Origin of the sequence: Amaricoccus solimangrovi (assembly GCF_006385685.1) — a bacterium.
Lineage (GTDB): Bacteria > Pseudomonadota > Alphaproteobacteria > Rhodobacterales > Rhodobacteraceae > Amaricoccus > Amaricoccus solimangrovi.
Window position 1 is genome coordinate 89,636 of sequence record NZ_VFRP01000012.1, and the last position, 23,320, is coordinate 112,955.

The 23,320-nt window shown below is 73.2% G+C and carries 15 protein-coding genes and 1 tRNA gene; 7 read left to right on the forward strand and 9 right to left on the reverse strand.

What is annotated here, in order from left to right; translation table 11 throughout:
* Nucleotides 1–135: 135 nt before the first annotated feature.
* From FJM51_RS13240 to FJM51_RS13280, 9 genes are all read right to left on the reverse strand, one after another.
* Nucleotides 136–552 carry a GNAT family N-acetyltransferase gene (locus FJM51_RS13240; RefSeq protein WP_140454620.1) on the reverse strand — a complete coding sequence of 139 codons (417 nt, stop codon included), beginning with the start codon at nucleotides 550–552 and terminating at the stop codon, nucleotides 136–138.
* On the reverse strand, nucleotides 542–1,219 hold the full coding sequence (gene tsaB, locus FJM51_RS13245; protein WP_140454621.1) for a tRNA (adenosine(37)-N6)-threonylcarbamoyltransferase complex dimerization subunit type 1 TsaB: 678 nt from the start codon (nucleotides 1,217–1,219) through the stop codon (nucleotides 542–544). Before tsaB ends, FJM51_RS13240 begins: the two co-directional genes overlap by 11 nt.
* The gene (locus FJM51_RS13250) at nucleotides 1,209–1,769 is read right to left on the reverse strand and encodes a NifU family protein (RefSeq protein ID WP_140454622.1); all 561 of its coding nucleotides are present in this window, start codon (nucleotides 1,767–1,769) and stop codon (nucleotides 1,209–1,211) included. The genes tsaB and FJM51_RS13250 overlap by 11 nt, the downstream gene beginning before the upstream one ends.
* 134 nt (nucleotides 1,770–1,903) lie before the next feature.
* Nucleotides 1,904–2,359 (reverse strand): universal stress protein, encoded by a 456-nt coding sequence (locus tag FJM51_RS13255; RefSeq protein ID WP_140454623.1) that lies wholly within the window; start codon nucleotides 2,357–2,359, stop codon nucleotides 1,904–1,906.
* Nucleotides 2,360–2,418: 59 nt separating this feature from the next.
* Nucleotides 2,419–3,528 (reverse strand): hypothetical protein, encoded by a 1,110-nt coding sequence (locus tag FJM51_RS13260; RefSeq protein WP_140454624.1) that lies wholly within the window; start codon nucleotides 3,526–3,528, stop codon nucleotides 2,419–2,421.
* A gap of 4 nt (nucleotides 3,529–3,532) precedes the next feature.
* Entirely contained in the window at nucleotides 3,533–4,561 is a 1,029-nt protein-coding gene (gene trpS / locus FJM51_RS13265; protein ID WP_140454625.1) for a tryptophan--tRNA ligase, read from the reverse strand.
* An 86-nt stretch (nucleotides 4,562–4,647) separates the two neighbouring features.
* On the reverse strand, nucleotides 4,648–6,207 hold the full coding sequence (gene murJ / locus FJM51_RS13270) for a murein biosynthesis integral membrane protein MurJ (protein WP_140454626.1): 1,560 nt from the start codon (nucleotides 6,205–6,207) through the stop codon (nucleotides 4,648–4,650).
* A complete protein-coding gene (locus FJM51_RS13275; RefSeq protein WP_140454627.1) occupies nucleotides 6,204–8,999 on the reverse strand; it encodes a [protein-PII] uridylyltransferase in 2,796 nt (931 codons plus the stop codon). Before FJM51_RS13275 ends, murJ begins: the two co-directional genes overlap by 4 nt.
* Nucleotides 8,989–10,185: a penicillin-binding protein activator gene (locus FJM51_RS13280; RefSeq protein WP_140454628.1), complete on the reverse strand. Its 1,197-nt coding sequence runs from the start codon at nucleotides 10,183–10,185 to the stop codon at nucleotides 8,989–8,991. Before FJM51_RS13280 ends, FJM51_RS13275 begins: the two co-directional genes overlap by 11 nt.
* Before the next feature lie 101 nt (nucleotides 10,186–10,286).
* Here FJM51_RS13280 and rsmI point away from each other — a divergent pair, with 101 nt between their 5' ends.
* The 7 genes from rsmI (at nucleotide 10,287) to proA (ending at nucleotide 23,206) form a co-directional block, all read left to right on the forward strand.
* A complete protein-coding gene (gene rsmI / locus FJM51_RS13285) occupies nucleotides 10,287–11,171 on the forward strand; it encodes a 16S rRNA (cytidine(1402)-2'-O)-methyltransferase (protein ID WP_140454629.1) in 885 nt (294 codons plus the stop codon).
* Nucleotides 11,168–11,542 carry a YraN family protein gene (locus FJM51_RS13290; protein ID WP_140454630.1) on the forward strand — a complete coding sequence of 125 codons (375 nt, stop codon included), beginning with the start codon at nucleotides 11,168–11,170 and terminating at the stop codon, nucleotides 11,540–11,542. The genes rsmI and FJM51_RS13290 overlap by 4 nt, the downstream gene beginning before the upstream one ends.
* Nucleotides 11,543–11,718: 176 nt before the next feature.
* A tRNA-Phe gene (locus FJM51_RS13295) sits at nucleotides 11,719–11,793 on the forward strand.
* A 608-nt stretch (nucleotides 11,794–12,401) separates the two neighbouring features.
* Complete coding sequence (locus FJM51_RS24900) at nucleotides 12,402–12,992, forward strand: bifunctional DNA primase/polymerase (protein WP_140454663.1); 591 nt, start codon at nucleotides 12,402–12,404, stop codon at nucleotides 12,990–12,992.
* A gap of 80 nt (nucleotides 12,993–13,072) precedes the next feature.
* Nucleotides 13,073–14,335: a metallophosphoesterase family protein gene (locus FJM51_RS13305; protein WP_140454631.1), complete on the forward strand. Its 1,263-nt coding sequence runs from the start codon at nucleotides 13,073–13,075 to the stop codon at nucleotides 14,333–14,335.
* Nucleotides 14,335–17,718 carry a YhaN family protein gene (locus FJM51_RS13310; RefSeq protein WP_140454632.1) on the forward strand — a complete coding sequence of 1,128 codons (3,384 nt, stop codon included), beginning with the start codon at nucleotides 14,335–14,337 and terminating at the stop codon, nucleotides 17,716–17,718. Before FJM51_RS13305 ends, FJM51_RS13310 begins: the two co-directional genes overlap by 1 nt.
* Nucleotides 17,719–17,737: 19 nt before the next feature.
* Complete coding sequence (proA, locus tag FJM51_RS23790; RefSeq protein ID WP_181164552.1) at nucleotides 17,738–23,206, forward strand: anti-phage protein ProA; 5,469 nt, start codon at nucleotides 17,738–17,740, stop codon at nucleotides 23,204–23,206.
* Nucleotides 23,207–23,320: the final 114 nt, after the last annotated feature.

The window sequence follows — 23,320 nt, forward strand, 5'->3', positions numbered from 1 at the left end:
GGAACGCGGGCGCGCGGCGCCCTCGGATCGGGGGAGGGCGGCGGCGGGCCGGCCCGGAACGGGCCAAGTAAGGCCGAAGGGGGGCGATGGGTCAAATGCTTTGTGGGCGGGACCGGGGCCGCCCGGGCGGCGTGATCAGCGCGCCGCACGCGCCAGCACCAGCGCGTCGACGGCGGGCGCGTTCCGGCGCCGGTAATAGCCGCGCCGGAGCCCCCGTTCGACATAGCCCGCGGCCCTGTAGAGCGCCCGGGCCGGGAGATTGGTCACCGCGACCTCGAGGAAGATCTCCTCGACCCCCTCGGCCGCGAGCCCTTCCGCGAGCGTCTCGAGCAGCGCCCGGCCGGTGCCCCGGCGCCGCAGCTCCGGATCGACGGCGATGGTCAGGAGTTCCGCCTCCGGCCCCGCCGTCTGGGCGAGCGCGAAGCCGCCCGCGCGGGTCACGAGGCGCGCGCCGGGCAGGGCGAGGAGCAGCGAGAACTCGCCCGCCGACCAGGGCGGCGGCGTGTCCTCGAAACAGCGCAGATGCAGCGCCGCGAGCGCCTCAGGCGTCATCGAGGATCACCGCCGGCGCCTCGCCGGGCGGCGCGGCGTCGGCGCGGCGGATGTAGAGCGGCGCGGGCCTCGGCGCCTCTCCCCGGAGGTGGCGGAGCGCGGCGACTTGCGCGATCGCCACCGCATCGGGCAGGGCCGCGTCGTTCCCCGCGCGAAGGCCGAGTTCCGCCGCGACCTCCGGGGCCGCGTGGCCGAGGCAGAGCGTGCCGGCGGGAAGCGGGCCGAGATCCGGGGCGAGCCGGCCGGCCGCGGTCTCGATCGCCGGTCCCGCCGGCAGGCCATCGCGGAGCATCCGCGCGAAGAGCCCGCCCCGGCGGTCGTCGAGCGTGACCAGCGCCGGGCCGCGATGGCCGTGCGCGAGGCTCTCGAAGAGGCTGACGCCGATCGCGGGGATACCCCGGCCGAGCGCGAGGCCGCGGGCGGCGGCGACGCCGATCCGGAGCCCGGTGAAATTGCCCGGCCCCGTGCCGACCGCGACGAGCCCGACGTCTCCCCAGCCCGCGCCGGCCCCGGCGAGCAGTTCGCCGAGGAGCGGCATCAGCCGCTCCGCCTGGCCGCGGGCCATCGGCTCGGCGGCGCGGGCGCGCACGGAGGCGCCCTGAACCAAAGCGGCCGCGCAATGCGCGGCCGCGGTGTCGAAGGCGAGGACGAGCGGATCAGCCGGCAACCGGCCGCACCTCCGTCACCTCGGGGATGTAGTGCCGGAGCAGGTTCTCGATCCCCATCTTCAGCGTCATCGTCGAGGAGGGGCAGCCGGCGCAGGCGCCCTGCATGTGCAGGTAGACCACCCCGCGCTCGAACCCGTGGAAGGTGATGTCGCCGCCATCCTGCGCCACGGCGGGGCGCACCCGCGTGTCGAGCAGTTCCTTGATCTGGCTCACGATCTCCTCGTCCGGCCCGTCATGGGCGGCGTGCTCGACCGAGCCGGCCTCGCCCTCCATCACCGGCTCGCCGGACTGGTAGTGCTCCATGATCGCGCCGAGGATGCCCGGCTTGATATGCGCCCAGTCCGCCTCGTCGGTCTTGGTCACGGTGACGAAATCGGGGCCGAAGAACACACCCGCGACGCCGCCCGCGCCGAAGACGCGGCGGGCGAAGGGCGAGGCGCTGGCGGCCTCCTCGGTCGGGAAATCGGCGGTCCCGGCGGCGAGCACGGCCCGGCCGGGCAGGAATTTCAGGGTCGCCGGGTTCGGCGTGGATTCGGTCTGGATGAACATGGTCGGAGCACCTCCGGTCGCTTGGAGCGTTAGGTGGACCTCATGAGCGATCGAGTCAAGAATTATTCTGGAATGCTTCTAAGAAGGCTCACGGATCCGGGAACCCGTCGCCGGGCCGTCGCCCCCCGGCGGGATCAGCTGACGGCGGCGATCTCCTCCTTGGTCATGCCGCCCGGCACGATCGTGATCGGAACGTGCATCTCGTTCATCCGCCGCCCGGTCAGCGCCGCCACGAGCGGCCCGGGTCCCTTGTCGGTCCCCGCGCCCAGCACCAGCACGCCTATCTCGGGATCGGATTTCACATGCGCGATCACCTGCTCGATCCTGTCGCCCTCCCGGATCGCGAGCGTGGGCGTCAGCCCCTCCCGCTTCTCGAGCCGGCTCTTGAACACCTGGAAATGCGCCTCGATCTTCTCGCGCGCCTCGGCCCGCATCACGTCGGCCACGCCCATGAAGGGCTGGAAGTCCACGGGCGAGATGATCCCGAGCATCTCGATCGCGCCCCCGGTCTTGGAGGCGCGGATCGCCGCGTAGCGGATCGCGTTCAGCATCTCGGGCGTGTCGTCGAGGATGATCAGGAACTTGCGCAAGGGGAGGTCCTCGGGAAGGCGCGGGGATGATCGCGCGAAGCGATGGTCCGGCGCAACGGCTATTCGCGCGCGAGCCGGGGTTCGCGCGCGAGGCGGCGGAGCGCGCGCAGCGTGAGCGACTTCAGCGTGGCGAGGAGGAGGCCGGCGAGCGCGGCGGCGGCGGAAAGCGCCGAGGCGGCGGCGTACCAGACCTCGTCCGCGTAGCGCAGGGTGAGCCGCCCCAGGTGCCTCATCCCGGCCCATTCGACCGTGCCCGCCGCGCGCGGGCCGAGGGGCTTCGCGGTGGCGGCGAGAACCTTCGCGTCCTCGGCCCGTCTCGCCTTCCCCAGCATGAAGATCGCGTCCCGCGTGCCCGCCGATTTCACGAGGCCGCCCGCGTCCTCGAGAAAGGCCGTCGCGGGCCGGAGCGCGCCCGGGCGGATCGCCGCGGCGAGCTCGTCTCCGAAGCCCCGCCCCGGGCGCAGCTTCGAGACCCGTCCCCAGTCGATTCCGGTGCGCGCGCCCCGGCGGAGCGTGGCGACGACCGGCTCCGACAGCGCGCCCATCCGGTAGGCCGTCCGCATCACGCCCGCGCCCGCGTCCACGAGCGTCGAGGCGCCCGCCGTCAGCGGCACGGCCAGCGTGGCGGCGAGGCCGACCGTCGAGAGCGCGAGATCGATCTCGTCCACCTCCGCGCCGGCGACGAGATGGCCGCTCTCCCGCGCGACCGAGACCGCGTCGCCGAACGGGATGAGCGCGACCGCGACCTGACAGAGGGCGATCGCGCTCAGGTCGCACCGCGCGGGATCCCAGGCGCAGGCGAGGCAGTCGCGCGTGCGCGCCATGGCGCTCCGGTCCTCCGCGTCCGCCGCCGAAAGCCGCGCGGCGACCTCCGGCGAGGGCGCCACGCCCTGTTCCTCTGCGAGCCGGGAGAGCGCGTCGATCGCCGCCCAGTCGCGCGGGCTCGCGTCGAGATGGGCGGTCAGCCTGCGGTCGAGCGCCTCGGGCGTGACCTCGCGGGCCAGCAGGCGCTCGAGCCGCGCGGCGATCTCGGTCTCGCTCCGGGCGACGAGCATGGCTCCGACCGGGCTGGCCGCGAGCGTCCAGGCGTTCCAGGCCGCGAGGCCAAGCGAGACGAGCAGGAGCAGCGAGAGGATGAGGCGCGCGGCCCGCCGCGCGAGCGCGTGCATCGTCCTACCGGCTCCGCACGAAGCCCACGATCTCCTTCGCCTTCGCGAGGATCGGCAGCGAGATCTCGGCCGCGCGCTCGGCGCCCCGGCCGAGGATGCGGTCGATCTCGGTCGGGTCGGCGAGAAGCTCGCGCATCCGGGAACTGATCGGGGCGAGGCTCGCCACCGTCACCTCGGCCAGCGCCGGCTTGAAGACCGAGAAGGCCTGGCCCGCGAAGCGCTCCATCACCACCTCCCGCGCCTCGCCCGAGAGCGCGGCGTAGATGTTGACGAGGTTGCGCGCCTCCGGCCGTTCGGAAAGCTCGTCCCAGGTCTCGGGCAGCGGCTCGGGGTCGGTGCGGGCCTTGCGGATCTTCGCCGCGATCGTGTCGGCGTCGTCGGTCAGGTTGATCCGGCTCTGGTCCGAGGGATCGGATTTCGACATCTTCTTCGTGCCGTCGCGGAGCGACATGACGCGCGTCGCCGTGCCCTCGATCACCGGGGCCGGCATCGGGAAGAAATCGACGCCGTAGTCGTGGTTGAACTTCGCCGCGATGTCGCGCGTGAGTTCGACATGCTGCTTCTGGTCCTCGCCCACGGGCACATGGGTCGTGTGATAGGCGAGGATGTCCGCGGCCATCAGCGCGGGATAGGCGTAGAGGCCGAGGCTCTCGTTCTCGGCGTTCTTGCCCTGGGTCTTGTCCTTGAACTGGGTCATCCGGTTCATCCAGCCGAGCCGGGCGACGCAGGAGAGGATCCAGGACAGTTCCGCGTGGGCGCTGACCTGGGACTGGTTGAAGAGGACCGAGCGTTCAGGATCGATCCCGCTCGCGATGAAGGCGGCGGCGAGCTCGCGGATCGTCCGGCGCAGCTTCTCGGGATCCTGCCAGACGGTGATCGCGTGGAGGTCGACCACGCAGTAGATCGACTCGACGCCGCGCTCCTGGCTCTCGACGAAGCGGCGGAGCGCCCCGAGATAGTTGCCGAGCGTCAGGTTGCCCGAGGGCTGGATGCCGGAAAAGACACGCGGGGAACGGGGGGCCGCGTCGGACATGGAAGGAACTCCGGGAGCTTCGCTGTGATCGGCGGGTTATCGCCGCCCGCCCGCGCGGCGTCAACCGAGGCCGGGCGGAAGGCGGCTCAGGCGTTCGCGCCGCGCCGCCGCCGCGCGAGGCCGCGCAGATCCGAGAAGCTCATCACGCCGGTCGCGACGATCGCGAGCGCGTAGGAGCCGAGCCCGATCGCGACCAGCAGGGCCAGCGCGGGATAGCGGACGAGAGGCGTCGCGAGCCAGCCCCCCATCAGATGCGCCGCGACAACCAGCACGCCGCCCATCAGGAGCGAGGCGAGGATGATGCGCGGCACCGAGCGGCGCAGCCGCGTGTCGGCGCGGGCGGAGGCGTCCATGGCCCGCGTGCCGCGCCAGAGCTGCCAGTACATCGTCCAGCCCGCCACCGTGGTGCCGAGCGCCGCCGCCTCGAAGCCGAGCACCGGGGCGAGACCGATCGCGACGACGACGTTCACGATCATCGAATGCCAGGCGAAGCGGAAGGGCGAGCGGGTGTCCTCGCGCGCGTAATAGAGCGGCGAGACCACCTTCTGCATCACGAAGGCGGGCAGGCCCGCGCCGTAGATCGCGACGGCGACCGCGGTCGCCGCCGTGTCCGCCGGGCCGAAGGCGCCGCGTTCGAACAGGACCGAGACGAGCGGCCCCGGGATCGCGACCAGCGCCACCGCCGCCGGCAGCGTGAGCGCGAGCGTGAATTCGGCGCCCCGGTTCAGCGCGTCCTGCCCGCCCTGGGTGTCGCCGGCATGGAGCTTGCGCGAGAGGTCGGGGAGCAGCACGACGCTGATCGCCGCGCCGACCACGCCGAGCGGCAGCTGGTAGAGCCGGTCGGCATAGGAGAGCCAGGCGACCGCGCCGTCGAAGAACGAGCCGACCTGCCGGCCGACGAGCAGGTTGATCTGCACCACCCCGCCCGCGAGGATCGCGGGGGCGGCCACGACGGCCAGGCGGCGGAGTTCGGGGGTGATCCGGGGCCAGCGCGGCCGGATCCGCATCCCGGCCCGGTCGCAGGCCCACCAGCAGAGCCAGAGCTGCGCGACGCCCGCGATCGGCACCGACCAGATCTGCCAGAGCCCGACGTCGAGGAAGTCGCCGCGCGCGCCCACGATCAGGAAGGCGATCATGATCGCGTTCATCAGCACGGGCGCCGCCGCCGCCACGGCGAAGCGGCCGAGCGAGTTCAGCACGCCCGAGAGCAGCGCGGTCAGCGAGATGAAGAGGATGTAGGGAAAGGCGATGCGCCCGTAGACGACCGAGAGCGTGAAACGCTCGTCCCCCGCGAAACCCGAGGCCATCGCGAGCACGAGCCAGGGCATCGCGAGATGGCCGAGCACCGAGAAGACGATCAGCACCGCGCCGAGCCCGGAGAGCGCGTCCTCGGCGAAGCCGCGCGGGTCGTCGCCGTCGTGCAGCTTCTTCGCGAACATCGGCACGAAGGCGAGGTTGAACGCCCCCTCGCCGAAGAAGCGGCGGAACATGTTGGGGAGCGTGAAGGCGATCAGATAGGCCTGGGCCACCGGCCCGGTGCCGAGGATCGCGGCCATCAGCATGTCGCGGACGAGGCCGAGCACGCGGCTCAGCATCGTCCAGGATCCAACGGAAAGGAAGGCTGGCAGAAGCCGTATGGGGTTCAACGCTCGGGTCCGGAATTGGGCGTGATCGCGGCCCGGAGCCGGGTCTCGAGCGCGCGCCGCCGGTTCTCGGCGTGCAGCTTCAGCCCGAAGAGATCCTTGACGTAGAACACGTCCACCGCCTGCTCGCCATAGGTCGCGATGATCGCCGAGGCGATCGAGATGTTGTTGGCCGTGAGCGTGCGGGCGAGGTCGTAGAGGAGGCCCGGCCGGTCGCGCGTCTCGACTTCGATGATCGTATAGATGTCGGAGCCGAGGTTGTCGAACCGGATCCGCGTCGGCACGATGAAATCCCCGTGGCGCTTCTTCATCTGCGTGCGATCGCGGTCGCGCAGCGCGCCGCGGGCGCTGACCTTGCCGGCGAGGATGCGCGAGACGCTGTCGCGCAGGCGGCTCAGCCTGGCGCGCTCGTAGGGCCGGCCCTCGTTGTCCTGGATCCAGAAGGCCGCCGTCGCGACGCCGTTGTTCGAGGTATAGGTGCGCGCGTCGACGATGTTGGCGCCCGCCAGCGCGAGCGCTCCGGTGAGCCGGGCGAAGATGCCCGGATGGTCGGGCATCGCGAAACAGGCCTCGGTCGCGTCGCGCGCCGCGTCGAGCTCGATCCGGATCGCGGGCCTGTCGTCGGACATGTCGCGCGCGAGTTCGGCGAAGACCACATGCGTGCGCGTGTCGAACCCGATCCAGTAGGGCGGGTAGTGCCGCGAGGTTTCCGCCTCGATCTCCTCGGCCGGCCAGTCGGGCAGGGCGGCGGCCAGCGCCTCCTTCGCGGCCTGCTCGCGCTCGCCCCGGCCGTTCGGCTGTCCGCCGCCGGTCAGGTATTCCATCGTCGTGTGGTAGAGGGCGCGGATCAGCACCGCCTTCCAGTTGTTCCAGACGCCGGGTCCGACGCCGATGATGTCGCAGACGGTGAGCACGGTCAGCAGCCGGAGCCGCGTCGGCGTCTTGATGGTCTTGGCGAAGTCGCGGACCGTGCGCGGTTCGGTCAGGTCGCGTTTCTGGGCCACGTCGGACATGACGAGGTGGTGGCGGACCAGCCAGGAGACGAGCTCGGTATCGGCCTCGTCGAAGCCGAGCCGCGGGCAGACGTCGAGCGCGATCTCGGCGCCGTATTCGGAATGGTCGCGCCCCGACCCCTTGCCGATGTCGTGCAGCAGCAGCGCGGCGTAGAGCACGCGGCGGTTGACGCCGGCGTTCATGATCGCGCTCGAGGTCGGCAGCGCCTCCTTGTATTCGCCCGCCTCGATCTTGCCGAGCGTCGCGATCGCCTGGATCGTATGCTCGTCCACCGTGTAGTGGTGGTACATGTTGAACTGCATCATCGCGACGATCCGGCCGAACTCGGGCATGAAGGCGCCGAGCACGCCGACCTCGTTCATCAGCCGCAGCGTGCGCTCCACCTCGCGCGAGCAGAGCAGCGTCAGGAAGATCCGGTTCGCCTCCGGATCCTCGCGCGTCTTCCGGTCGATCAGGCCGAGGTTCGAGGAGACGAGGCGCAGCGCGTCCGGATGGATCGGGATGCCGCTGGTCGCCTCCTCCTGGAACAGCCGCAGGATGTTGACCGGATCGGCGAGGAAGGCTTCGTAGTCGATCAGGTCGAGCCGGCCGTTGCGCAGGCGGTAGCCCTGCCGCGCCGCCTCGCGGCCGAAGGTGAAGACCCGCCGCATCGAGCGGATGCTCGGCCTCGGCTTGACATGCCGCGCCTCCAGCACCGCGAGGAAGATGCGCGTGAGATCGCCGACGGATTTCGCATGGCGGAAATAGTCGTGCATGAACCGCTCGACCGCGCGCTGGCCCTCGGTCGCGTGGTAGCCGAGCAGCGAGGCGATCTCGACCTGGGTGTCGAAGGTGAGCTGTTCCACGCCGCGGTTCGCGAGCAGGTGCAGATGCACCCGCGTCATCCACAGGAAATCGGCCGCCTCGGCGAAGACGCGGTATTCGGCCGGGGTGAAGGCGCCGACCTTGACGAGCTCGCCCGGCGTCTGGGCGCGGTTGAGGTATTTCGCGATCCAGAACAGCGTCTGCAGATCGCGCAGCCCGCCCTTGCCCTCCTTCACGTTCGGCTCGAGCAGGTAGCGCGATCCGCCCTGGCGCTTGTGACGCTCGGCGCGTTCGGTGAGCTTCAGCTGGACGAATTCGGGGCCGGTGCGCTCGAAGAGCTCGCTCCAGAGCCGGTCGGACAGATCCTCGGCCAGCGGCTGCTCCCCGACGAGGAAGCGCAATTCCAGCATGCTGGTGCGGATGGTGACGTCGGTCTTGGCGAGGCGCAGGCATTCCTCGATCGTGCGCGCCGAGTGACCGACCTTCAGCCGCAGGTCCCAGAGGCAGTAGAGCATGCTCTCGATCACGCTCTCGCCCCAGGGGGTCTGCTTGTAGGGGGTGAGGAAGAGCAGGTCGACGTCGGAGAAGGGCGCGAGTTCGGCCCGGCCGTAGCCGCCGACGGCGAGCAGCGCGACCCGCTCGGCCGCGGTCGGGCTCGGGTTGGGATGCAGCCAGGTCGTCGCCAGTTCGAAGGTCAGCAGGACGATCTGGTCCATCAGCCAGGCGTAGTCCCGCGTCGCGCGATGGGCCTCGCGCGGGCGGGCGGCCACCTCGGCCGCGATCTCCGCGCGTCCGGCCTGATAGGCGGCGCGCAGGATCGGCACCGCGGCCGCCCGGATGGCGCCGCGGTCCTCGGCGCCGACCGCGGCCTGGCCGATCGCCGCGCGCACGGTCTCGATGTCGAGGATCGTCCGCGGCGATCCGATCAGCCCGGCCCAGCCGGGAGGGGGCGGCGCGGGTCGCCGCTCAGTTGCCAAGACTGTCAAAGGACCTCGCCGCGCCCTGCGCGAGCGAGGCGGTGCCGTTCTGCACCGTCATGATCGCGAGGTTGCGCTGAATCGTGCCGTCGGGCAGCAGGCGGAAGGGGCCGGAGGCGCCGGCGAAGCCGGAGGACTGCGTGATCCGGCCGGGATCGAACGGCTCGCCGCCCGAGCTCCGCGCCTCCGAGATCAGCGCGCCGACCGCGGCGACGCCGTCGAAGGCGAGGCTCGCCAGTTCGTGCGGCGCCTCGCCATAGGTGTTCTGGTAGCGACCGACGAAGGCGCCGGCGTAGCTCGGGTCGGGTGCGACGAAGGCGCCGCCCTGCAGCGCGGGATCGCCCACCGCCTCGGCCGAGACGTCCCAGCGCTGCATGCCGAGAAACTGGGCGTAATCCTGCGAGAGCCCGCCGTCGCGCAGGCCCTTCGCGATCAGCCCGAGCCCGCCGGTCGGCCCGTCGGTCAGGATGATCGCGTTCGCCCCCGCGCTCTGGAGCCGCCCGGCGGCGGCCGGGGCGACGGAATTGATGCCCTCGACGGAGAGGTCGTAGGCCTGCGACGCGACGAGCAGGCCGCCCCGGCGCTGGACCGCGGCCTCGGCGGCGGCGCGGGCCGCCTCGCCCTCGATGCCGCTCGGATAGACCACGCCGAAGCTGTTCAGCCCGCGCGACTGCGCGAAGGCGACGATCTGGTCGGCGGAATTGGCGAAGGTATTGCCGAGGATATAGACGTTGCCCCCCGCGACGTCGGGGTTGTTCGAGAGGCTCAGCACCGTGATCCCGGCCGCGCGGGCCACCGGTTCCGCCCCCGCCGTCGCGGTCGAGAAGAGCGGGCCGATGATGATCTTCGCCCCCTCGTCCACCGCCTGGCGCGCCGCCGCGGCGCCGCCCGCCGAGGTGCCGGAGTCGGGATAGACGACGAGATCGATGCTCGCGTTGGTCAGGTCGGCCTGGGCGAGCTTCGCCGCGTTGACGAGATTGGTCCCGATCCGCTCCTTGCCCGGATCGCCCGAGCCGAGCGGCGCGAGCAGCGCCACCTTCACGGTCTGGTTCGGATCCACGCTGATTCCGGTCTCGCCGGACGCGATCGGCTTCGTCGGCGCGCAGGCGCTGATCACCGCCAGCGCCGCGGCGCCCGCGAGCGCGCGCAGGCCGAGGCCGCGCCGTGAAATACGTGTTGACAGCATGGTTCCCCGTCGTGACCTAATCTTGCGAAACGTCTACCGGTGGTCGGACCCCCAAGCTAGGGTCAAGGCCCCGTGAAGTAAACCGGGATGGCCAGACGATCATGGAGACGGGGACGGGCGGCGACCCGGACGCCAACGGCCCGCGCGCGCTGGCGCCGGGACTCTATCTGGTGGCGACGCCGATCGGCTCGGCGCGCGACATAACCTTGCGCGCCCTCGACATCCTCGCGGGGGCCGATCTGCTCGCGGCCGAGGATACCCGCCGCGCCCGGCATCTGCTCGACATCCACGGCGTGCGGCGCGACGCGCGAAGCCTCGTGCCCTATCACGACCACAACGGCGCGCGGCAGCGGCCGCGGCTGCTCGCCGCGCTCGCCGAGGGACGCTCGGTCGCGCTCGTCTCCGACGCGGGGACGCCGCTCGTCGCCGATCCGGGCTACCGGCTCGCGGTCGAGGCGATCGCCGCCGGCCATCGGGTGCATGCCGCGCCCGGCGCCTCGGCGCTGCTCGCGGCGTTGAGCGTCGCCGGGCTGCCGACCGACCGTTTCCTCTTCGCGGGTTTCGCGCCGCCCAGACAGGCGGCGCGGCTGCGCTTCCTCGCCGGGGTGGCGGGGGTGCCGGCGACGCTGGTGTTCTACGAATCGCCGCGAAGGCTCGCGGCGGCGCTCGCGGACATGGCCGAGGCGCTTGGCGGCGCGCGCCAGGCCGCGGTCTGCCGCGAACTCACCAAGCGGTTCGAGGAGACCCGCCGGGGCACGCTCGCCGAACTCTCCGCGGCCTTCGCGGCGGAGCCGGAGCCGAAGGGCGAGATCGTCGTGGTGATCGGCCCGCCCGCCGCCGAGGAGGTCGGAGAGGAGGCGCTCGACGCGGCGCTCGACGCGGCGCTGGCGCGGCTCTCGGTCAAGGACGCGGCGGCGGAGGTCGCGCGCGCGCTCGGCCTGCCCCGGCGCCTCGTCTATGCCCGCGCGCTGGAGCGGGCGGAGTGACGCCCGGCCCGCGGCGGGGTGAGGGGCGGGTCGCCGCGCAGTCGGGCCGCGCGGCGGAGGAGATCGCGGAGCGGCTCTATCTCGGCCTCGGCGGCCGGATCGCCGCGCGCCGCTGGCGGGGCGGGGGCGGCGAGATCGATCTGGTGGTGGACCTGGGCGCGGAGACGGTCTTCGTCGAGGTCAAGGCCCGCCGCGACCTCGCCGGAGCGGCCGAGGCGCTGCGCCCGGCGCAGGCGGCGCGCCTCGCCCGCGCGGCGGAGGTCTACCTCGCCGGCCGCGAAGGCCGCGCCTGCCGCTTCGACCTCGTCCTGGTCGACCGCGCCGGCCGGGTCGAGCGCGTCGAGAACGCGCTGAGCTTCGACACCTTCTGACCGCCCGCCGCCACCTCCCGCGCGGGCCGGAGGGCGCGCGCTCGCCGCCCGGTCCGGGGGCCGGTTCCCCGGGCCGATTTTCCAACGGAGTTTCCGGACGGAATTTTCGCGCGCCCCTCTGGACACCGGCGCGCGACTGGCCTAGTGAGACGCCCGAACCGGTGATCCGGTTCGACGCCCGGGTAGCTCAGGGGTAGAGCAGCGGATTGAAAATCCGCGTGTCGGTGGTTCAAATCCGCCCCCGGGCACCATTGAAATCAATGAGTTAGAGCGTTCCACAGTGCTTCCTTCCGGCACTGACCTGTCCGCTGGGGCGCTCCGGGGGCGCTTATGGCTGTTGCTTGCGACTCGGGCCTGCTCCGCCCCGACGACGAGGACAACGGGGAAGGACAGCGAGGACCTTGGGAGGAGCGGCCGCGCCGCTTGCGTTGGCGTTTACAACCCGCGGATCACCTCGCAGCCGCTCCTCCCACGGTCTGAGCGGCTGCGCGACCCTATTACAGGGCCCGGCCTGGATCAGGATGCAAACCGTAGGCCGCGCTCGGCGTCATGCTCGAAGAAGCGCCGCCACCTCAAGCCTTTCCGAGGCCTGTCAAATGCGGCAGCGCCTCGCGCTAGCCGGCCTCGGAGGTCGCGGCCTTCATCGGAGCGCGCAAGGCTGCCCGCGCCGCCGGCTAGGTGCGTGGTCGGCGCCCCTCCGGTCGGGCCTTCGCAGCCCGGAGGCTGACCGGAGCGAAGGCGCCCACTCCTCCGTCGGCTCGAAGATTCCCCAGAACCCCATGACCAATCTTCGCACCCGTCCCGAAAAGTTCGCCGCAAGTACTCTGGCTTTCGCCAAGTCGGGCATGCACGTCTTTCCCTGCTTCCGGACCAAGGAACCGATGACCGTAACGGGTACAAGGACGCCACCACCTGCCCCCACGCGATCGAGCAATGGGCCGCCACCCTCGATGACCCTCAGATCGGCGTCGCCTGCGCGGCGAGCGGACTCGTGGTTGTCGACATCGATGATGTCGAGGCTTGGAGGCAGTTTCTGTCTGACCATGGGCTGCCTGTTCCTGAAACGGCCCGAGTGATCACGCCCAGCGGCGGGATGCACTTCTGCTTTAGAGCCGGACCCGGCGCGAGATATGGAGGAAAGCTCTGTGTCGGCGTCGGATACGTCCTTGCCCCCTTCGGTCGCTTGGTCGAGGCGAGCGGGATGCGAAGGTACCTGCCGGTGGGTCCCGGGGAGCGGCCTGCCGGCCGACGCGCCGGTCTGGCTCGAGACGACCGACGCCCGCCCTGGCATGAGCCGTGCCGCGCCCATGGACGGCCGATCCCCGATCTCGCGGAGGGAGGGCGCCGTCGGGTGAACGATATGGGGCCGACCGTTTTTCGTGCGTGTGCGAAGCCGGCGGGCGGGGCGCCATCGGCCCGGCCGCGACCCCGGCGCAGGTACAAAACGTGAAAATCGTGGATGTTCAACGGGCGCTTCGTTGATTATCAATCGGATACCTGACCGTTGCCACCTGGGATGCGCCCGCGACCTTGACCTTCCGATTCGTTCATACCGCCGACCTTCACCTCGACTCCCCGCTCGTCGCCCTGTCGCTCCGGGATCCGGAGCTTGCCCGGCAGGTGGGCGTCGCGACGCGCGCGGCCTTTTCCGCCACGGTCGAGCTCTGCCTCGCCGAGGGAGTCGACGCGCTCCTGATCGCGGGCGACCTCTGGGATGGCGGGCAGGTCTCGGTGAAGGCGCCGCGGTTCCTGAAGCGGGAGCTGACCCGGCTTCACGACGCCGGGATCCGCGTCTTCGTCATCCGGGGCAACCACGACGCGCTGTCGAAGGTGACGCGGGAGCTCGATCCGCCGCCCAATACCACGATCTTCGGCGCGCGCGCGGCGACCGGGCGGTTCGAGGCCGGCGGGCGCGCCATCGCCGTTCACGGGCTGAGCTTCGCCGAGGCGCGGGCGCCGGAGAGCGCGCTGCCGGCCTATCCGCCGCCCGAGCCGGGCGCCTTCAACATCGGGATGATGCACACGAGCCTGAACGGCAGCGCGGGCCACGACGTCTACGCGCCCTGCCGCCTCGCGGATCTCGAGGCGCATGGCTACGACTACTGGGCGCTCGGGCATATCCACCGGCGGAGCGAGCATCGCGGGCGCTGCGCCGTGGTCATGCCGGGCATCCCGCAGGGCCGCGACATCGGCGAGGCGGGGCACCGTTCGGTCACGCTCGTCACGCTCCATGACGACGGCCGGCTCGACATCGCCGAGCGGGTCGTCGCCTCGGTCCGGTTCGAGCGGCGGGAGGTCGATCTCGACGGCGTCGGGGACTGGAGCGAGGCGGTCGCCCGTCTCGATCACGCGCTGCGCGCGCTCGCGGCGGAGCCGCGCGCGGAGGCGCGTCTGGTCGCGCGTCCGCGGCTGCGGGGCGCGACGCCGCTCGCCTGGCGCATCGCACGCGACCTCGACGCGCTGACGGAGGAGGCGCGCGCCACCGCCGGGCTTCTCGACGGGCTCTCGATCGACCGGATCGAGAACGCGACGGACGGCGGCGCGGAGGGGCTGGCGGGCACCGGCGCGCTGCCGGACGAGCTGCTGCGGATCGTCGAGGAGGAACTGCCGGGCGATCCCGCGCTCTCCGCCGCGCTCGCGGATCTCGCGCGGGACTTCCAGGGAAACCTGCCCGGGGAGGCGCGCGCGGTGTTCGGGACCGACGAGGCGAGCTTCGCCGCGGCCTGTTCGGAGCTCCTGGACGAGGGCACGCGCCTCGTTCTCGCCCGGCTGATCGATCCGAGGGAGGGCTGATGCGTCTCGACCGGCTCGCGCTCACGCGCTACGGGCGCTTCACCGACACGGAACTGGTCTTCGAGCCGCCGGCGGCGGGGGAGGCGGATCTGCATGTCGTCTTCGGGCCGAACGAGGCGGGAAAGTCCACGCTCTTCGCGGGCTGGCTCGACCTGCTCTTCGGGATCCCGCAGCGCTGCGGCTACGAATTCCTGCATCCCGGCCCGACGCTGCGCCTCGGCGCGGAACTCTCCCACGCGGGCGGCGGGCTCGTGCTCTCCCGGCTGAAGCGGGCGGCGCCGAGCCTGCGCGACGCCCATGACGCGCCGATCCCGGAGGCGGTGCTCCAGTCGGTGCTGGGCGGGCTCACGCGGGAGGGCTACGCGGCGATGTTCTCGCTCGACGACGACACGCTGGAGAAGGGCGGCGACGGGATCCTCGCGAGCAACGGCGATCTCGGCGAGATGCTGTTCTCGGCGAGCGCGGGGCTCGCGGGGCTGGGCGCGCGGCTGGGCGAGATCCGGTCGGAACTCGACGCGTTCCATCGCCCGGGCGGCCGCAAGGGCGAGCTGCGGGAGGCCAAGGCGCGGCTCGCCGAGATCGAGCGCGAGCGCCGCGAGATCGACGTCTCGGCGCCGGCGAGCCAGCGGCTCGCGCGCGAGGCGCGGGAGGCGGAGGCCGCCTGGAGGCGGGCGCGCGCGGAGGAGGACGCGGCGGCGGAGGCGCTCGGGCGGCTGCGCGAACTCCGCGCGCTCGGTCCCGAGCGCGACCGGCTCGCGCGGCTGGAGGCGGAGCTCGCCCCGCTGGCCGACCTTCCCGGGGCGGGGGAGGAGGAGGAACGCCGGTTCCAGCGGCTGAGGACGGCGGAGATCGAACTCGCCTCACGGATCGCGGACCGGGGCGAACGGATCGCGCGGTGGCGGGAGGCGCTCGACCGGGTCGTGCCCGATCCCGCCGTGCTCGCCGCGGCGGAGGCGATCGCGGCGACGGAGGCGGCGCGGCCCGCGTACGAGACCGCGCTGGACGATCTCTCCCGCCGCCGCCGGGAGGCCGAGCAGGAGGAAGGCGGGATCCGCGAGACCCTGGCCCGGCTCGGCCGGCCGGGGGCCGAGGCCGAGGCGCTTCTGCTCGACCCCGCCCGGCTCGCCCGGCTCCGCCAGCTGCTGGGCCGCCGGTCGGGCGTCGAGACGGCGCGCGATCACGCGCGGCGCGAGGCGGAGGCGGCGCGCGCGCGGCTGGCCGGGACCGAGCGGCGCGAGGGCGATCCGGGGCCGGAGACCGAGCCCGGCGCGCTCGCCGCGCTGATGGCCCGGCTCCGCGCCGAGGATCCGGCGGCGGAGGTGGCACGGGCCGGCGAAGCCCGCGACGCGGCGCGCGCGCGCCTCGCCGCCGCGCTCGGCGCGCTGGAGCCGTGGCGGGGTGACGCGGAGAGCCTCGCGGCGCTGCCGGTCCCGCCGGTCCGGTGTCTCGAGTCCTGGGAGACGGAGGCCGAGGCGCTCCGGCGGGGCTGCGCGGAGGCCGGGCAGGAGCATGCCCTTCGCCGCGCCGAACGCGACCGTGCCGAGGCGGAGGACGAGGAGCGGCGGGATCGGGGCGGCGCGCCGGGGCTGGCGCTCGAAGATGCGGCGGAGGCGAGGGGCCGGCGTGAGCGTGCCTGGACCGCGCATCGCGCCGCGCTGACGCCGGAGAGCGCCGAGGCATTCGAGGCGGCGATGCGGATGGACGACCAGATCGCCGCGCTGCTCGCGGAGGCGCTGGCCGAGGCGCGGCGGGCGGGCGCGGCGGCGGGAGAGCTCGCGCGGCTGCGCGCCGCCGAGGAGGAGGCCCGTTCCCGCGTGGAGGAGGCGCGGTCGCGGCGCGCGGCGCATGAGGCGGAGGTGGCCCAGGCCTCCTGCGCGCTCGGGATCGGCGCCGCGCCGCTCGGCGATCTTCGGGCGTGGCTCGTGGCACGGACCGCCGCGCTCGCGGAGCGCGCGGCGCTCCGCGCGGCGGAGGACGCGCTCACCCGCGCCGAGGCGGCGCGGGACGCCGCGGCGGAGGCGCTCCGCGCGCTGCTCGGCGCTTCCGGGGGAGAATTCGAGGCGCTTCGGGCCGAGGCGGAGGGCCGGCTCGACCACGCGGCGGAGCGGCGGGAAATCCGGCGGCGGCTGGCCGAGCTCCGCCATGAACTCGAGGAACGCACGGCGGCCGCGGCGCGGGCCGAGGCGGAGGCCGAGGCCTGGCAGGCGGACTGGACCGGGGCCGCGCGCGGGAGTCTTCTCGCGGAGGTTCCGCCGGAGGGGGCGGGCGAGATGCTCGACCTGCTCGACGCGCTGGGGCGGGCCAGCGCCCGGCGCCTCGGGCTGATGGACCGGATCGCCAAGATGGAGGCCAATGTCACCCGGTTCCGCGACGGGGTGGCGGGGGTTTTCGCCGCGCTCGATCTCCCGTCCGAAATGCCCTGGCAGAGCATCCCCGCCCGGCTCCGCGCCGCCGAGGCGGCGGAGGCCGAGCACCGGCGCCTGACGGCGGAGCTGGGGAAGGCGGAGCGGGAACAGGCGGACGACGCGCGCCTCGCCGCGGAGAACGCGGCGGCGCGGGGCGAATTCGGCGCGGCGCTCGGCGCGGGGGCGGAGGAGGGGGGTGAGCTGGAGACGCGTCTCGCCGACGCGCTCCGCGCGAGCCGGCTCCGGCGCGAGATCGCCGAGACCCTGGCGGCGCTCGCCGCGCATCCCGCGCCCTCCGGGCCGACGGATCCGGACGGGCTCGCCGCGCAAGAGGCCGAGGCCGCTTCGGATCTCGAACTGCGCCGGAGCGAGACGCAGGCGTGTTTCGCGGCGCTGAGCGAGGCGCGCCGGAAGGTCGAGGCCATCGGCGCCGACGAGGCCGTCGCCAGGCTCGACGCGGAGCGGGAGAACCTGCTGAACGGGCTTCGCGTCGAGGCCCGCGCCCATCTCGCCGCGCGCTTCGGCCTGGCCGCGCTCGAGACGGGGCTTCGACGCTACCGTGACCAGCACCGGAGCGCGATGCTGGAGCGAGCCTCGGACGCGTTCCGGCAGCTGAGCCGGGGCGCCTATTCCGGGCTCGCCGCCGTGCCGGAGGGGGGGCGCGAGACGCTGGTGGCGCTGGCGCCCAGCGGCGCGAAACGGGCGGTGGACCTCTCGAAGGGAACCCGGTTCCAGCTTTATCTCGCGCTCCGGATCGCGGGCTATCACGAGCTCGCGCGGAGCCGGCCGACGGTGCCCTTCATCGCCGACGACATCATGGAGACCTTCGACGACGACCGCGCCGCGGAGGCCTTCGCGCTGCTCGGCGACATGTCGCGCCTCGGACAGGTCATCTACCTGACCCATCACCAGCATCTCTGCGACATCGCGCGCGCCGCGTGCCCGCGATGCAAATTCATCGACCTGCGCGCATGCTGAGCGCGCATCGGGGGCTATCATGACCGACGCGATCCCTTCCTCCGCCCCGGCGGACGACGCTCCGGAACATCGGCTCGCGGTCCGGGCGAGGGTCCGGACCAGGGTGAACTTCGCCGCCGCGCAGAACGGCGTCTCGGTGCTGCGCGAGCTCGCGATCGTCAACACGGGCGAGGCCGCGGCCGAGGCGGTCACGCTCACGCTCTCCGCCTCGCCCGGGATCCTGCGGGAGAAGACCTGGCGCCTCGACCGCGTCGCCCCGGGGGGCGAGATCGCGCTCGGCGATCTGGAAACCCCGCTCGACACCACCATCCTCGGCGGTCTCGACGAGGCCGAGATCGGCCGGCTCGACTTCCGCGTGACGGTGGACGGCGCCACGGTGGAGGCGAGCCGGCATCCGATCGAACTGCTGGCGCGGGACGAATGGGGCGGACTCGCCGAGCAGGACAGCATCCTCGCGGCCTTCGTCTCGCCGAACCAGCCGCTCGTCGCGCGGCTCCTGCGCGACGCGTCGCTGCTGCTGGAGCGCGCGGGCCATTCCGGGGCGATGGAGGGCTACCAGTCGAAGGACCCGCTCCGGGTCTGGATGATGGCGGGCGCGATCTGGTCGGCCGCGACCGGCCTCGGGCTGAGCTACGCCGTGCCGCCGGCCTCCTTCGAGAGCGCGGGGCAGAAGGTCCGCGATCCGGAGCGGATCGGCGCGGAAGGGCTCGCGACCTGCCTCGACGCGTCGCTCCTGCTGGCCGCGGCTTTCGAGGCGGCCGGGCTCAACACGGCGATCCTCTTCGCGCGGGAACACGCCTGGGTCGGCGTCTGGCTGACGCCGCGCGATTTCGGCCGGCTGGTGGAGCCCGATGTCGTCGCGGTGCGCAAGGCGGCGACGGCGCGCGAATTCGTGCCGCTCGAGACGACGCTGCTGACGAAGCGGCCGAGCGTCGGTTTCGAGGCGGCGGTGGCCGCCGGGCGCGACCGGCTCTCGGAGGCGCGCGAGGCGGAATTCATCCAGGCCGTCGACATCAACCGCGCCCGCGCCGCCCGCGTGCGCCCGCTCGCCTCGCATCGGCTCCGCGAGGAGGAGGCGGGGGCGGAGGAGGAGAGCGTCGCGCCCGCGGCCCTGCCGCGGCCGCTCGACCTCGGGCAGCTTCCCGGCGACGTGATCGACGAGGCGCCGACGACGCCGAAGGGCCGGATCGAGCGCTGGCAGCGCAAGCTCCTCGACCTCTCGCTCGCCAACCGCCTGCTGAACTTCCGGGAGACGAAGCTCGCGGTGCCGATGATCTGTCCCGACCTGCCGCGGCTCGAGGACCGGCTCGCGGGTGGCGAGGCCTTCCGGCTGCTCGCGCTCAGCGACGAGCGGGCGCTGGCCGGGCGCGATCTGCCCGCGGAGGAGGCGCGCGGGATCGAGGCGGATCTGGCCCGCGAGGCGCTGGAGCGGGGCCAGATCGCGACGCCGCTGACGGGCAGGGAGATGCTGGTCCGCCTGACCGAGCTCTACCGCAAGGCGCGCGCGGACGCGCAGGAGGGCGGGACCAACACGCTCTTCCTCGCCGTGGGCTTCCTGCGCTGGAAGCGCGACGCCGCCGAGGAGCGCGTCTACCGCGCGCCGCTCCTGCTGCTGCCGGTGAAGCTCGAGCGCCGTTCGGCGCGTTCGGAATTCCGCCTCTCGCTGCTCGAGGACGAGGCGCGCGTCAACGCCACGCTGCTCGAACTGCTCAAGCGGGATTTCGAGCTGCGCTTGCCGGAACTCGAGGGGGCGCTGCCGGCGGATGGCAACGGCCTCGACATTCCCCGCATCCTCGAGATCTTCCGCCGGCGCGTGCGCGACGCGGCCGGGTTCGAGGTGGTCGAGGAATGCGCGCTCTCGACCTTCTCCTTCGCGAAATACCTGATGTGGAAGGATCTGGTCGACCGTGTCGACAGCCTGCGCGAAAGCCGGCTCGTGCGCCATCTCGTCGACAACCCGACCGAGGCCTTCGAGGGCGGCGGGACGGGAATGCCGCGCGCCGCCGACATCGACCACCGGCTGGCGCCGGGCGACCTGCTCACCCCGCTCCCGGCCGACAGTTCGCAGCTCTCGGCCGTGCTGGCGGCGGCGGAGGGGCGGGATTTCGTGCTGATCGGCCCGCCCGGAACCGGCAAGAGCCAGACCATCACCAACATCATCGCCGACCAGCTCGGCCGCGGCAGGACGGTGCTCTTCGTCGCCGAGAAGGCCGCCGCGCTCGACGTGGTGCAGCGCAGGCTCGCGCGGGCGGGGCTCGGCGAGGCGGTGCTGGAACTGCATTCGAACAAGGCCGACCGCAAGGCGGTGCTGGCCCAGCTCGGCCGCTCGTGGGAGCGCGCCGCCGGGCAGGGCACGCGGGAATGGCGCCGCGCGACCGAGGATCTGCGCGCCGCGCGCGATCGGCTCAACACCTATGTCGCCGCGCTGCATCGCCCGGGCAGCCAGGGGTTCAGCATCTTCGAGGCCATCGGCCAGGCGACCGGAGCGCCCGCGCCGTTCCGGCTGTCCTTCGCCGGCCGGGACTGCCATGACGAGGAAAGCTGGTCGCGCCTGCGCGCCCTCGCGGAGGAGGTGGGCCAGCGGCGCCGGATCGTCGCGGAGCTCGGGGAGGCGGGGCCGCTCGGCCTCGTCGCGCCGGGCGAATGGTCCTACGGCTGGCAGGAGCGGTTTCTCGCCGCCCTCGGCGCCCTGCGCGACTCGCTGCGCGCCGAGCACGCCGCGCGGCACGCGCTCGCGGATCGCCTCGGCTGCCCGCCGGGCGAGGCGGACCGGCCCGAGGTGGCGGAGGTGCTCGCGCTCCTGCCCGCCGCGCGGCTCGGCCGCCGGGATCTCGCGGCGGCGGCGCTCGCCGATCCCGAGGGCGGGCGGGCCGCGCTGGACGAACTCGCCGCCGCCTGCCGGGACTGCGTGGCGCAACGGGCGATGCTCTCCGCCCGCTATTCCGACGAGGCGATCCTCGCCCTGCCGCTCGACGCGCTCGAACAGGAGTGGCGGGAGGCGCTCGGGAAGGTCTGGCCGCTCGCGGGGCTCGCCCAGGGCAAGGTCCGCAAGCGGCTCCAGGCGCATGCCCAGTCCGGCGCGGCGGATCCGGAGCGCGACCTTCCGGCGCTGCGGCGGCTCGCGCGCGCGCTGACGCGCATCGCCGCCTCGCCGCTCGCGGGGATCCCGGGCTTCGCGGGGGAGGCGAGCGATCCCGACACGCTCGCGGCGCAACTCGACGCCGCCGAGGCCTATCTGCGGCTCGAGGCGCGGTTCGCCGCGATCGGCGCGCCGGAGGACTGGCTCCAACTCCTGCGCGGCAACCTGACGCTGCGCGATGGCGGCGTGCTGGAACCCGAACTGCGCGCCCTGGCCGCGGCCGGGGAGCGTCTGCGGGCGGATCTCGCGCGGTTCGCGGCGGCGGGGGGGCGGCCGGGGGCGCGTCCCGACCGGCTCGCGGCGGAGCTCGACGCGCTCGAGGCGGCGAAGGGTCATCTCGCCGACTGGATGAAATGGCTGGCGGTCCGGGAGCGGGCGGTCGCGGGCGGGCTCGAACCGCTCGTGGACGCGCTGGAGGCGGGGGAGCCGGTCGCGGACGCCGCCCTCGCCTTCGAACGGGCCTATTGCGCCTGGTGGCTTCCGCTCGCGCTCGATTCCGAGCCGGCGCTGCGGGGCTTCGCCTCTTGGGAGCACGAGGCGCTGATCGCGCGGTTCCGGGAACTCGACGACGCGATGACCGGGATGGCGGCCGCGGAGGCGATGCGCCGCCTCGGCAACGACCTGCCCGCCCGCGATTCGGTGCCGCGCAATTCGGAACTCGGCACGCTGCGCCACCAGATCGGCCTGCAACGCCCCTCGGTCTCGATCCGCAACCTCCTCGCGCAGATGCCGACCACCTTCGGCAAGCTCGCGCCCTGCGTGCTGATGTCGCCGCTCTCGATCGCGCAGTACCTGCCGGCGGGTCAGGCCTGTTTCGACCTCGTGATCTTCGACGAGGCCTCGCAGATCTCGACCTGGGACGCGATCGGCGCGATCGCGCGCGGCCGGCAGGCGATCATCGTCGGCGACCCGAGGCAGCTGCCGCCGACCAACTTCTTCGGCCGCGCGGATTCCGACGAGGACGATCCCGACATCGCCGAGGTGGAGAAGGACATGCCCTCGATCCTCGACGAGGTGGCCGCCGCCGGCATTCCCACGCACCGGCTCAACTGGCACTACCGCAGCCGCGACGAGTCGCTGATCGCCTTCTCGAACCACCTCTATTACGACGACCGCCTCGTCACCTTCCCCTCGCCCGACGCCACCCACCGCGCGGTGCGGCTGGTCCCGGTCGCGGGCACCTATCAGCGCGGGACGGCCCGGACCAATCCCGAGGAGGCGCGCGCGATCGTCGCGATGATCCGCGCGCGCCTCACGGAGTGGGCGCGGCTGCCGGAGAAGGAGCGGCCCACGCTCGGCGTCATCACCTTCAACGCGCAGCAGCAGAGCCTCATCCTCGACCTGCTCGACGCGGAGCGGAAGGCCGACGACACGCTCGAATGGTTCTTCTCCGACGAGCGGGAAGAGCCGGTGATCGTGAAGAATCTCGAGAACATCCAGGGTGACGAGCGCGACGTGATGCTGTTCTCGATCACCTTCGGCCCCGACCAGGCGGGCAAGACCACGATGAACTTCGGCGCGCTGAACGGCGACGGGGGCGAGCGGCGCCTCAATGTCGCCGTCACCCGCGCGCGGGCCGAACTGCATGTCTTCAGCTCGCTCGGCGCCGAGCAGATCGATCTCGCGCGCACCGGCGCGCGCGGCGTGAGGGACCTCCGGACCTTCCTCGATTTCGCCGCGCGCGGGCCCGTCGCGCTCGCCGCGCGGGACGAGGGCTCGCTCGGGGGCGTCGAGTCGCCGTTCGAACAGGCGGTGCGCGACGCGCTCGCGGACCGGGGCTGGGAGGCGCGCAGCCAGATCGGCGTCTCGGGCTTCCGGATCGACCTCGGGCTGCGCCATCCCGACCATGCCGGGGTCTGGCTCGCCGGCGTCGAATGCGATGGCGCGCGCTACCACGCCGCGGCCACCGCGCGCGACCGCGACCGGATCCGCCAGGCGGTGCTGGAGGGGCTCGGCTGGACGATCCTGCGCGTCTGGTCGACCGACTGGTTCCGCGATCCCGTCCGGGTGGCGAACGGGCTCGACGCCCGGCTGCGCGAGATCCTTGAGGCCGACCGCCGGCGCCGCGCCGCCGCGGCCGAGGCCGAGGCCGGTGAACCGGCGCAGGACGCCGCGCCGGCGCCGCCGGAGGAGGAAGCCGTGGCGCCCGACGCCGCGGCGCCGGACTCCGCCGCCGAGATCCCGGCGCCCGCGCCGCCCCGCGACGAGCCCGCGGGCGCGCCGGAGTTCGGTGAGCTGAGGGCAGAGGCGGGGGACGTGGAGACCGAGCCCGACCCTCCCTTCGAAGCCGGCTACACGCCGCGTCTCGCGGCGCTCGTCGCGCGGTCGTGGCGATCGGGCGACCCGTGACGGCCGAGGCGCGACCGCCTGCGAGGTCGGATCCCGCGCTCAGGGCAAGGCGGAGACGACCCCTGATCCGGTCTTGGGCCTCGGGCGCGGGCCCTCCGACTCACGGCCGGAGAT

What these genes read in the sequence shown, in the direction of transcription:
- FJM51_RS13240 (WP_140454620.1), bottom strand. Translation starts at nt 552, where the DNA reads ATGACGCCTGAGGCGCTCGCGGCGCTGCATCTGCGCTGTTTCGAGGAC.
- FJM51_RS13250 (WP_140454622.1), bottom strand. Translation starts at nt 1,769, where the DNA reads ATGTTCATCCAGACCGAATCCACGCCGAACCCGGCGACCCTGAAATTC.
- FJM51_RS13260 (WP_140454624.1), bottom strand. Translation starts at nt 3,528, where the DNA reads ATGCACGCGCTCGCGCGGCGGGCCGCGCGCCTCATCCTCTCGCTGCTC.
- trpS (WP_140454625.1), bottom strand. Translation starts at nt 4,561, where the DNA reads ATGTCCGACGCGGCCCCCCGTTCCCCGCGTGTCTTTTCCGGCATCCAG.
- FJM51_RS13280 (WP_140454628.1), bottom strand. Translation starts at nt 10,185, where the DNA reads ATGCTGTCAACACGTATTTCACGGCGCGGCCTCGGCCTGCGCGCGCTC.
- rsmI (WP_140454629.1), top strand. Translation starts at nt 10,287, where the DNA reads ATGGAGACGGGGACGGGCGGCGACCCGGACGCCAACGGCCCGCGCGCG.
- FJM51_RS13310 (WP_140454632.1), top strand. Translation starts at nt 14,335, where the DNA reads ATGCGTCTCGACCGGCTCGCGCTCACGCGCTACGGGCGCTTCACCGAC.
- proA (WP_181164552.1), top strand. Translation starts at nt 17,738, where the DNA reads ATGACCGACGCGATCCCTTCCTCCGCCCCGGCGGACGACGCTCCGGAA.